This window comes from Micromonospora sp. I033 (genome assembly GCF_053890995.1).
Window position 1 is genome coordinate 1 of sequence record NZ_JBSSLX010000190.1, and the last position, 11,180, is coordinate 11,180.

At 71.6% G+C, this 11,180-nt stretch carries 9 protein-coding genes; 2 read left to right on the forward strand and 7 right to left on the reverse strand.

Annotated elements, in window-relative coordinates; all coding sequences use genetic code 11:
- The 3 genes from ACW0Q9_RS24435 to ACW0Q9_RS24445 all read right to left on the reverse strand — a co-directional run.
- On the reverse strand, positions 1 to 920 hold a 920-nt coding region (locus tag ACW0Q9_RS24435), incomplete at its 3' end, for an acyl-ACP desaturase (protein ID WP_456185091.1).
- Between the two features lie 51 nt (positions 921 to 971).
- Complete coding sequence (hisS, locus tag ACW0Q9_RS24440; protein ID WP_456185093.1) at positions 972 to 2,312, reverse strand: histidine--tRNA ligase; 1,341 nt, start codon at positions 2,310 to 2,312, stop codon at positions 972 to 974.
- Positions 2,313 to 2,356: 44 nt separating this feature from the next.
- Positions 2,357 to 3,076 carry an MBL fold metallo-hydrolase gene (locus ACW0Q9_RS24445; protein ID WP_357946095.1) on the reverse strand — a complete coding sequence of 240 codons (720 nt, stop codon included), beginning with the start codon at positions 3,074 to 3,076 and terminating at the stop codon, positions 2,357 to 2,359.
- A gap of 259 nt (positions 3,077 to 3,335) precedes the next feature.
- Here ACW0Q9_RS24445 and ACW0Q9_RS24450 point away from each other — a divergent pair, with 259 nt between their 5' ends.
- The gene (locus tag ACW0Q9_RS24450) at positions 3,336 to 4,205 is read left to right on the forward strand and encodes a peptidylprolyl isomerase (RefSeq protein ID WP_456185095.1); all 870 of its coding nucleotides are present in this window, start codon (positions 3,336 to 3,338) and stop codon (positions 4,203 to 4,205) included.
- Between the two features lie 66 nt (positions 4,206 to 4,271).
- Complete coding sequence (locus ACW0Q9_RS24455; RefSeq protein WP_456185097.1) at positions 4,272 to 5,111, forward strand: peptidylprolyl isomerase; 840 nt, start codon at positions 4,272 to 4,274, stop codon at positions 5,109 to 5,111.
- A 60-nt stretch (positions 5,112 to 5,171) separates the two neighbouring features.
- Here ACW0Q9_RS24455 and ACW0Q9_RS24460 read toward each other — a convergent pair whose 3' ends face one another.
- The 4 genes from ACW0Q9_RS24460 to secD form a co-directional block, all read right to left on the reverse strand.
- Entirely contained in the window at positions 5,172 to 7,604 is a 2,433-nt protein-coding gene (locus ACW0Q9_RS24460; RefSeq protein ID WP_456185103.1) for a RelA/SpoT family protein, read from the reverse strand.
- 313 nt (positions 7,605 to 7,917) lie between these two features.
- A complete protein-coding gene (locus ACW0Q9_RS24465) occupies positions 7,918 to 8,484 on the reverse strand; it encodes an adenine phosphoribosyltransferase (protein ID WP_091321705.1) in 567 nt (188 codons plus the stop codon).
- Between the two features lie 97 nt (positions 8,485 to 8,581).
- Complete coding sequence (gene secF / locus ACW0Q9_RS24470) at positions 8,582 to 9,769, reverse strand: protein translocase subunit SecF (protein ID WP_456185099.1); 1,188 nt, start codon at positions 9,767 to 9,769, stop codon at positions 8,582 to 8,584.
- 1 nt (position 9,770) lies between these two features.
- Positions 9,771 to 11,180: protein translocase subunit SecD (gene secD, locus ACW0Q9_RS24475; RefSeq protein WP_456185101.1), on the reverse strand; the 1,410-nt coding region annotated here is incomplete at its 5' end.

The window sequence follows — 11,180 nt, forward strand, 5'->3', positions numbered from 1 at the left end:
CGGCAACGACACCATGCGGAATTGTTATCAAGCCGAAGTCGGCATACGAGACCGAGTACGGTCTCGTGGGCTCGGAGATGTGTATAAGAAGAAGCGCCGTCGGCGTCCAGGCCGGTCGCCTCGAACAGGTTCCACTGGCGCAGCACCGGGACCACCACCTCGTCCCGGTGCTGGCGCAGGTCGTAGATGCCGGCCAGGGCGATGGCCACCGACTTGCGGGCGAAGCCCTCGATGCCGACGCCCGGCATCTGGAAGTCGGCCAGCACGTCGGCCACGGCCCGCATGGCCTGGCTGGGGGCCAGCTCGAAGGCCGCGCCGAGCAGGTTGCGGTAGAAGACCATGTGCAGGTTCTCGTCGGCGGCCACCCGGGCCAGCAACGCCTCGCAGGTCGGGTCGCCGGTCGCCCGGCCGGTGTTGCGGTGCGAGATCCGGGTGGCCAGTTCCTGGAACGAGACGTACGCCAGCGAGTGCAGCACCTCGTCGTCGTGGGTGTTGACGTAGCCCGCCGACATGTGGGTCATCCGGGCCCGCTCCAGCGCCACCGGGTCGACCGCCCGGGTCACCGTGAGGTAGTCGCGGATCGCCGTGCCGTGCCGCCCCTCCTCGGCGGTCCACCGGTGCACCCAGGTCCCCCAGGCGCCGTCCCGCCCGAACAGCGTCGCGATCTCGTGGTGGTACGAGGGCAGGTTGTCCTCGGTGAGCAGGTTGACGATCAGCGCGGTCCGGGCCACCTCGGGCAGCGTCGAGTCCTCGGGAGACCACGCCTCGCCGCCGAGCGGGCCGGCGAAGGTCCGCCCCTCGCTCCACGGCACGTACTCGTGGGGGAACCACTCCTTGGCCAGCGAGAGGTGCCGGTCGAGGTTCTTCTCGACCACGGGTTCGAGTTCGAGGAGCAGGGCGGTCTGGCTGAGCACGGTCACGGCGATCTCCCTACGGTGGCGTAACTTACGCCACCGTAGGTCCAATCGTCGTCAGGCGCCAGCGGCGGCCGGTCCGACCAGCGGCTTCAGGTCGGCCCGGGGCGGGGTCCACTCCCCCGCCGCGGCGGCCACCTGCTCGCCCGAGCGGATGTCCTTCACCTCGTCGCCCTCGGCCCCGGGGAACCAGACGTACGGGATGCCGCGCCGCTCGGCGTACCGGATCTGCTTGCCGAACTTGGCCGCGCTCGGCGACACCTCGGTCGGGATGCCCCGGGAGCGCAGCGCCTCGGCGACCTTGTTGCTGGCCGCCCGCTCCTCCTCGGCGGTCACCGCGACCAGCACGCAGGTCGGCACGTCCCGGGAGATCGACAGCGCGCCGGCGCCGAAGAGCAGGCCGAGCAGCCGGGTCACCCCGATCGAGATGCCCACCCCCGGGAAGCGGGTGTTGCCGGAGCTGGCCAGGTTGTCGTAGCGGCCGCCGGAGCAGACCGAGCCGAACCGCTCGTAGCCGATCATCTGCGTCTCGTAGACGGTGCCGGTGTAGTAGTCCAGGCCGCGGGCGATCCGCAGGTCGGCGACGCAGAGGCCGGGCGAGTGCGCGGCGGCGGTCTCCACCACCGCGGTCAGCTCCGCGATGCCCTCGTCGAGCAGCGGGTCGGTCACCCCGAGGGCGCGGACCGCGTCGGCGAACGAGGCGTCCGGCGCGGAGATCTCAGCGAGGGCCAGGCACGCCTTGGCCTGCGCCTCGCTCGCCCCGGCGGTCTCCGCCAGCAGCTCGGCGACCCGCGCCGGACCGATCTTGTCCAGCTTGTCGACCGCGCGCAGCGCCGCCTCCGGGTCGGTCAGCCCGACGCCCCGGTAGAAGCCCTCGCAGATCTTGCGGTTGTTGACCTGGATCCGCACCGGCGGGATCGGCAGCGAGCGCAGCGCGTCGCCGATCACCAGCGGCATCTCGGCCTCGTAGTGCGCCGGCAGGGTGTCCCGGTCGACGATGTCGATGTCGGCCTGGAGGAACTCCCGGTAGCGCCCCTCCTGCGGGCGCTCGCCCCGCCACACCTTCTGGATCTGGTAGCGCCGGAACGGGAACTGGAGCTTGCCGGCGTTCTCCAGCACGTAGCGGGCGAACGGCACGGTCAGGTCGAAGTGCAGGCCGAGCGCGTCGTCGCCGGCCGGGCCGTCGGTGTCGGCCTGGAGCCGGCGCAGCACGTAGACCTCCTTTGCGGTATCCCCCTTCCGCAGCAACTGATCGAGCGGCTCGACCGAACGGGTCTCCAGCGGCGCGAAGCCATACAGCTCGAAGGTGGCGCGGATCCGATCCAGCACGAACTGCTCGATCATGCGCTGCGGCGGGTTCCACTCGGGAAATCCGGAAATGGGCGTGGGCTTGCTCATGGCGTACTCCTCGGGCGCCGCGCGGACAGGTCTTGGTCGCGGCGTCAGAGGCCGCGGGTGGGCGCGGCCGGGCGCGCGCCGCCGGTCCCCGACACCTCGACGAGGTACGGGTTGGTCGCGCGCTCGCGGCCGATGGTGGTCTGCGGGCCGTGGCCGGGCAGGACGACGGTGTCGTCGGCCAGCGGGAGAACCTTCTCCCGGAGGCTGGCCAGCATGCGGGGCATGCTGCCGCCCGGCAGGTCGGTGCGGCCGATCGAGCCGGCGAAGAGCACGTCACCGGAGAGGCAGATCTGCTCGGCCTCCCAGGGCGAGCCGGCGCCGGGCATCCGGAACAGCACCGACCCGCCGGTATGGCCGGGGGCGTGGTCGACGGTGATCTCCAACCCGGCCAGCGACAGGGTCGCGCCGTCGGTCAGCTCCGCGACGTCCTCCGGCTCGGCGTACGGCAGCCGCCCGCCGAACAGCTGGGTGAGGTCCATCGAGAGCGCCTTGGCCGGGTCGGCCAGCAGCTCCCGGTCCTCCGGGTGGACGTACGCGGGGATGCCCCGCGCGCCGCAGACCGGGGCCACCGAGAAGGTGTGGTCGAGGTGGCCGTGGGTGAGCAGCACGGCGGCCGGGTGCAGGCGGTGCTCGGCGAGCACGGCGTCGAGCCGGTCGAGCACCCCGATGCCGGGGTCGACCACCACGCACTGCTCCCCCGGCGCGGTCGCCACCACGTAGCAGTTGGTGCCGAAGGCGTCCGCGGGAAAGCCGGCCACGAGCACGTTCCGCTCCCCTTCCGTCCGGTCGTCGTCCCTGTCAGCAGCCTAACCGCACGGGCGACCGGGTTTCGCCGACCACCGGCCCCAGTCGCCCCACCGGGCACAGTGACAACGCCCGATAAACCGAGGCCGGACCTCGTACACCACTTTCCCAGCCGGTACCCGTACACTCTGGCGGGCGTGTGGCGTGGCGCACCCCCGCGGCAGACGGGTGGCAGCGCCCGGCGCCGGCGAGGACCAGGGTAGAGGAAGGGGAGCACGGGTGGCTTCCAGCAGGGACCGGCAGCGCAAACTGGCGCGCGCCAAGCTCGACCGGCAGCTCGCCCGGCGGGCCGCGGCCGCCAAGCGCCGCCGGCAGATCCAGGCCGGCGTCGGCGCCGCCGTGGTGCTCGCGCTGATCGTGGCCGGTTCGGCCTGGGCGCTCGGCGCCTTCGACTCCGAGCCGGAGAAGCAGGCCGCCGAGGACGTCTGCCTCTGGACCCCGCAGGACGCCACGGCCAACACCAACCTCAAGGAGGTCGGCACCCCGGCCACCACGGGCCTGCCCACCGCAGGCACCCGGACGATGACGGTCACCACCAACCAGGGCGGCCCGATCACCGCCGACCTGGACCTGGCCGCCGCCCCGTGCGGCGCGGCCAGCATCTCGTTCCTGGCCGGCAAGTCGTTCTACGACAACACCAAGTGCCACGAGATCACCACCGAGGGCGCGCTGCGCTGCGGCGACCCGAGCGGTAGCGGCATCGGCGGCCCGACCTACTCGTTCTACGACGAGAACGTCCCCACCGCGCCGGAGGCCAGCCCGTCCGCCTCGCCCGCGGCGGCACAGCCCCCGGCGTACCCGAAGGGCACGGTTGCCATGATCGGCAACCCGCCGGGCAGCAACGGCAGCCAGTTCCTGATCTTCTTCAAGGACTTCAACCCGGCCAAGCCGGCGTACACCGTCGTCGGCAAGGTCACCGGCGGCCTCGACGTGGTGGAGAAGATCGGCGCCCTGCCGACCGTGGACAATGGGAGCGGGGCCAAGGTCAAGCCGAAGACGGACGTGGTGATCCAGAGCCTCACCGTCGGCGAGCCGAACGCCGCGCCGGCCGCCACGAGCGCGCCGGCGGCGAGCCCCAGCGCCGGCTGACCCGGCCGCCCCACCCTGATCAACGGCGAGCCCCGCCACAACCCGAGAAGCATGTGAGGAGTGACCGTGACGTCCACGAGAGAGCGGCAGCGCGCGGCGGCGCGGGCCCGCCTCGAGCGGGAGATGGCCGAGCGCGCCGCCAAGGCCCGCAAGCGCCGGCAGACCCAGGCCATCGTCGGCGCCGCGGCCGTGCTGGTGCTCGTGGTGGCGGGCACCGTCTGGCTCGCCACCTCGCTCGGCGGTGACGACAAGAAGCAGAACACCGCCGGCACCGCGGGCAACGCGCAGTGCGCGTTCACCGAGGTCCCCGCGGAGGGGCGGCCGAAGCAGATCAAGGACGTCGGGCTGCCCCCGACCCAGCAGGCCAACAAGGGCACCCAGACGATGACGATCGACACCAACCTGGGCCCGGTCACCGCCAAGATCGACCGGAGCCTGGTGCCCTGCACCGCCGGCAGCTTCACCCACCTGGCCAGCAAGGGCTTCTTCGACAACACCAAGTGTCACCGGCTCGTCACCCAGGGCATCCAGGTGCTCCAGTGCGGCGACCCGAGCGCGACCGGCAAGGGCTGGCGCGACACCGACGGCACCGGCGGCCCGAGCTACAACCTGGCCGAGGAGAACCTGCCCACCAACAAGCGGCCCCCCTACCCGGAGGGCGTCATCGCGATGGCCAACTCCGGCCAGCCGGGCAGCACCGGCAGCCAGTTCTTCATCGTCTACGGCGACTCCCAGCTCGACCCGAACTACACGGTGCTGGGCACCATCACCGGCGGCATGGACCTGGTCAAGCAGGTCGCCGCGGCCGGTGACGACGGCGCCTTCGCCCAGCAGGCCGGTGGCGGTCACCCGAAGAAGGAGATCGTCATCAACAAGCTGAGCATGAGCGACATCCAGGGCGGCTGACCCGCCCGTACGACGTAAAAGCGCCCGCCGGCTGACCGCCGGCGGGCGCTTTTTCCGTGCTCAGGCGCCCGAGGTGACCCGGTAGGCGTCGAAGACGCCGTCGACCTTGCGGACCGCGGCCAGCAGGTGCCCCAGGTGCTTGGGGTCGGCCATCTCGAAGCTGAACCGGCTCACCGCCACCCGGTCCCGGGTCGTGGTGACGGTCGCGGAGAGGATGTTGACCCGCTCGTCGGAGAGCACCCGCGTGACGTCGGCCAGCAGCTTGTGCCGGTCGAGGGCCTCCACCTGGATGGCCACCAGGAAGGTCGAGGCGGAGGTGAGCTTCCAGCTCACCTCGACCACCCGCTCGCTCTGGGCGCGCAGGTCCTCGGCGTTGGCGCAGTCGTCCCGGTGCACGCTCACCCCGCCGGAGCGGGTCACGAAGCCGAAGACCGCGTCCGGCGGCACCGGCGTGCAGCAGCGCGCCAGCTTGATCCAGACGTCGCTGACGCCCCGGACGACGACGCCCGGGTCGCTGCTGCTCTGGCGGCTGCGCGGCGGCCGGGTGGCGACGGCGGTCTCGGCGATGTCCTCCGCCGCGCCCTCCTCGCCGCCGTAGGCGGCCATCAGCTTCTGCACCACCGACTGGGCGGAGACCTGGCTGTCGCCGACCGCCGCGTAGAGCGAGGCCACGTCGGCCAGGTGCAGGTCCCGGGCGATCGCCATCAGCGCGTCCGAGGTGAGCATCCGCTGCAACGGCATGCCCTGCTTGCGCATCGCCTTGACGATCGAGTCCTTGCCGGCCTCGATCGCCTCCTCGCGCCGCTCCTTGTTGAAGTACTGGCGGATCTTGGTGCGGGCGCGCGGGCTCTTGACGAAGCCGAGCCAGTCCTGCGTCGGGCCGGCCGTGTCGGACTTCGAGGTGAAGATCTCGATCACGTCGCCGTTGGAGAGCGTCGACTCCAGCGGCACCAGCTTGCCGTTGACCCGGGCGCCGATGCACTTGTGCCCGACCTCGGTGTGCACCGCGTACGCGAAGTCCACCGGCGTCGACCCGGTAGGCAGCGGGATGACGTCACCCTTCGGGGTGAAGACGTACACCTCCTGGCTGGACAGGTCGAACCGGAGCGCGTCGAGGAACTCACTCGGGTCGGCCGCCTCGCGCTGCCAGTCCAGCAGCTGGCGCAGCCAGGTCATCTCGTCGATGTGCGCCGGCGGGCCCACCACCGGGGTGCCCTTGTGCTCCTTGTACTTCCAGTGCGCGGCGATGCCGAACTCCGCGGTGCGGTGCATCGCATAGGTGCGGATCTGCATCTCCACCGGCTTGCCGGTGGGCCCGATGACCGTCGTGTGCAACGACTGGTACATGTTGAACTTGGGCATGGCGATGTAGTCCTTGAACCGGCCCGGCACCGGCTGCCAGTTGGCGTGGATGACGCCCAGCGCCGCGTAGCAGTCGCGCACCGTGTCGACCAGGATCCGCACCCCGACCAGGTCGTAGATGTCGTTGAAGTCGCGCCCCCGCACGATCATCTTCTGGTAGATCGAGTAGAGGTGCTTCGGCCGGCCGGTAGTCTCCGCCTTGATCTTGGCGGACTTGAGGTCGGTGGAGACCTTCTGGGTCACCTGGCGCAGCAGCGCCTCGCGCTGCGGCTGGTGCTCGCCGATGAGCCGGTTGATCTCCTCGAACCGCTTCGGGAACAGGGTGCCGAAGGCGAGGTCCTCCAGCTCCCACTTGATGGTGTTCATACCGAGGCGGTGGGCCAGCGGGGCGAGGATCTCCAGCGTCTCTTTGGCCTTCTGCTCCTGCTTGGGGCGGGGCAGGAAGGTCAGGGTCCGCATGTTGTGCAGCCGGTCGGCCAGCTTGATCACCAGCACCCGCGGGTCCTTGGCCATGGCCACGACCATCTTGCGGATCGTCTCCGCCTTGGCCGCGTCGCCCAGCTTGACCTTGTCGAGCTTGGTGACGCCGTCGACCAGCAGGGCCACCTCACCGCCGAAGTCGGCGCGCATCTGGTCGAGGGTGTACTCCGTGTCCTCGATGGTGTCGTGCAGCAGCGCCGCGACCAGCGTGGTGGTGTCCATGCCCAGGTTGGCCAGGATGGTCGCCACCGCCAGCGGGTGGGTGATGTAGGGGTCGCCGGACTTGCGGTACTGACCCGAGTGCCAGCGCGCGGCCGTGTCGAAGGCGCGCTGGAGCAGCCGGGCGTCGGCCTTGGGGTGGTTCTCGCGGTGGGTGGCGATCAGCGGCTCCAGCACCTCGCTGACCTGCGAGGTCTGCCAGGGCGCGTTGAACCGGGCCAGCCGGGCGCGCACCCTGCGGCCGGTCGGCGCGTTGGAAAGGGCGAAGCCGCCGCCGGGCGAGGGGTCCGCCGCGCCGTCGGTCGGGAACGGCACCACGACCGCCCCGCCGTCCGCCTTCCCGTCGGGCCCGGTCAGCGGTGCCGGCGGGTTGCCGCTCCGCTCGGTCACCGAGCCGTCCGCGTCGCCTGTCGGGTGCACCGTGCCCTCCACCGGAGGGACGACATCGTGGGACACCGGCCTCCTCACCGCTCGCCGGGATGCGCCGGCCGTCCGGCCGACGTCCTGTCCAACCGGCCGAGGGGCCGGAGTTGTTCCGCGCCGGTCACCGGAGGCCTCGCGGCCCCGGCGGCCCCGCGCCGCCGGGCGGTCACCCACCCGGTCAACCCGCCGGGCGGTCTCCCACCCGGTCAAGCCGCCGGGCGGTCACCCACCCGGTCAAGCAAAGGGCAATGCTACCCGTACGCAGGGTACGCCGCCGCTCCGCCGGACGGACCGCGCCGGGTCGGCCCGACGGGCCGAGGGCTCAAACGGTCAGCAGGGCATGGACCGGACGCGGGGCGAGCCGCTCCCGCCCCTTGAGGAAGCCCAACTCCATCAGGACCGTGAAGCCGGCCACCGTGCCGCCGGCCCGCTCCACCAGGTCGAGGGTGGCCTCGGCGGTGCCGCCGGTGGCGAGCACGTCGTCCAGGACGAGGACCCGGTGGCCGGCCGTGAAGGCGTCCTGGTGCACCTCCAGGGTGGCCTCGCCGTACTCCAGGGCGTAGGAGGCCGAGTGGGTGGCCCGGGGCAGCTTGCCGGCCTTGCGCACCGGCACCACGCCCACCCCCGTGGCGTACGCGACCGCGGCGGCCAGCACGAACCCGCGTGCCTCGATGCCGACCACCGCGTCGAACGAGTCCCGCCCGTGGTACGCGATGATCCCGTCGATCACCTCGCGGAAGGCCGCGCCGTCGGCGAAGAGCGGCATCAGGTCCTTGAACATGACCCCGGGCTTCGGGAAGTCCGGCACGTCCAGCACCCGGCTGGCGACCAGTCGGGCGACCTCCGGGCCGCTGTCTCCCCGTACCCCGGTGGTGTGGGTCTCCGTCACGGTACGTCCCATGTCCTCTCGAACGACGGCGGCGTCCGTCATGCCGCTTTCACAGCATGACGGACGCCGTCCGGTCGATCCCTACCGGGTGAGTGGGTCAGCGGCGCTTCGCGCCACCGGGCCGGTTGCCCCCGCCGCCGGCGGGACGCCCGCCCCGGGCGCCGCTGGGGCGCTTGCCGGCCGGCCGGGCGCCGACCTTCGGGGCGGCGCCGGCCAGGGCGGCCGCCTCGGGGTCGATGGCCTCGTCGGCCGTCGCGGCGCGCGGCGCGCCCTTCGGGGCGACCTCGCCCCGGGCGATGGCGCCCCGGCGGGCCAGCACCCGCTTGTTGTGCGCGCTGATCCGCGGGTCCTGGTTCTTGAGCAGCACCAGCAGCGGGGTGGCCAGCAGGATCGAGGTCAGGAACGCCACCGCCATACCGACGAAGAGCACCAGACCCAGGTCCTTCAGGGTGCCCGCGCCCAGCAGGCCGGCACCGATGAAGAGCAGGCCGCCGACCGGGAGCAGGGCGACCACCGAGGTGTTCAGCGACCGCATGAGGCTCTGGTTCAGCGCCAGGTTGGACGCCTCGCCGTAGGTCAGGTTGTTGTTCGCGGTGATGCCGCGGGTGTTCTCCTGGACCTTGTCGAAGACCACCACCACGTCGTAGAGCGCGAAGCCCAGGATCGTGAGGAAGCCGATGATCGTCGACGGGGTGACCTCGAAGCCGACGAGCGAGTAGATGCCGGCCGTGAGCACCAGGTTCGTGAAGAGCGAGGCGATCGCGGCGGCCGCCATCCGCCACTCGAAGCGGAGGATGAGGTAGATCGCCACCACCGCGACGAAGATCAGCAGACCGAGCAGGGCGCGGGACGTGACCTGGCTGCCCCACGCCTCGGAGACCTGGCTGCCGCTGATCTGGTCGGCCTGGATGCCGAACGACTGCGCCATCTCGGTCTTGACCTCGTTGGCCTGCTCCGCGGTGAGCTGCCCGGTGCGCAGCTCGTAGTACTCGCCGCTGGTGCTGCCGACCTTCTGCGCGGTGACCACCTCGGCGCCGCCGCCCTTGGCGGCGAGCGCGGCGTCGACCTTCGCCTCGGCCTGCTCCAGGGTGCCGACGCTGGCGGGCACCTGGAAGGAGTTGCCGCCGGCGAACTCGATGCCGAGGCTGAAGCCGCGGACCGCGAAGCTGAGCACGGCGATCAGCACCAGCACACCGGCGACGGTGAACCACAGCTTGCGCCGGCCGACGATGTTGAGATCGGCCTCGCCCCGGTAGAGCCGGGACGCCAGACCAGTCTTAGCCATCTCAGGCCTCCTTGACGCGCGGGTTGCGGGCGGTGCCCGACTCGGCCGACCGGGCCGGCAGGGCCCGGCCGAGACCGCTGACCCGCGGGGACAGGAACGCCCGGGTCCGGGCGAACATCGTCATGATCGGGTGACGGAAGAGGAACACGACGACCAGGTCGAGGACCGTCGCCAGGCCGAGCGCGAAGGCGAAGCCCTTCACCGCGCCGACCGAGACGATGTAGAGCACCACGGCCGACATCAGGGTGATGGCGTTCGCCGAGATGATCGTCCGGCGAGCCCGGATCCACGCCCGCGGCACCGCGCTGCGTGGGCTGCGTCCCTCCCGGATCTCGTCCTTGAGCCGCTCGAAGTAGATGACGAACGAGTCCGCCGCCACGCCGAGCGAGACGATCATGCCGGCGATGCCGGCGAGGGTGAGGGTGAACCCGATCGACCGGCCGAGCACCACCAGCGCGCCGAAGACCAGCAGCGCCGAGAGCACCAGGCTCAGGAAGATGACCGAGCCGAGCAGCCGGTAGTAGAAGAACGAGTAGATGATGACCAGCAGCATGCCGATGCCGGCCGCGAGCAGGCCCGCCTTGAGGTGGCTGTCGCCCAGCGTCGCGGTGACGTTCTGCTGCTCCTGCGGCTCGAAGGTCACCGGCAGCGCGCCGTAGCGGAGCTGGCTGGCCAGAGCGTTCGCGCTCTTGTTGTCGAAGCTGCCGGTGATCTGCGAGTCACCGGTCAGCACGCCCTGGATCTCCGGGGACGAGACGATCTCGTTGTCCAGCACCACGGCGACCCGGCACTTGCCGTCCTGGCCGAGCGCGGTCTGGTCGCAGGCCTGGCCCTCGTTGTTGAACGCCTCGCGGGTGAGGGCCGTCCACTTCTCCTGGCCCTTGCCGGTGAAGTTCAGGCTGACCACCCAGGAGCTGGTCTGGTCGAGCACGGCGTTGGCGTCGTCGACGTCGGTGCCGAGCACCTTGGCCTTGTCCAGCAGGTACTTGGCGCCGGCCTCGCAGGCCACCGCCTGCTGGTTCTCGTCCTTGATCGACGCGGCCGGCCGGTTGTCGAGCTGGGCGCAGGTGATGGTCGGGACGTTGAACTGCATCCCGACCGGCAGCACCGCGATCTCCTGCGAAGAGAGCGTGCCGAACGGCTTGAGCTTGTCGGCCAGCGACGGGTCGGCCGTGAGGTCGGCCGGCGCCTGGAGACCCGAGGCGGCGGCCCAGGCGGCCGCCCCCACCTTCTGCTCGATGGCCTTGCGCTGCTGCTCGATGCTCTGCGGCACCGGCTCGGCGCTGGCGCTCGGGCTCGGCGCGGCGGCGCTGGGCGTGGCCGACGGGGTCGGCGCGGCGGCGCTGGCGCTCGGCGTCGGGGCCATGCCGCCCTGCCCGCCGGCGCTCGGCGACGCGGTGGCCTTGGGCGC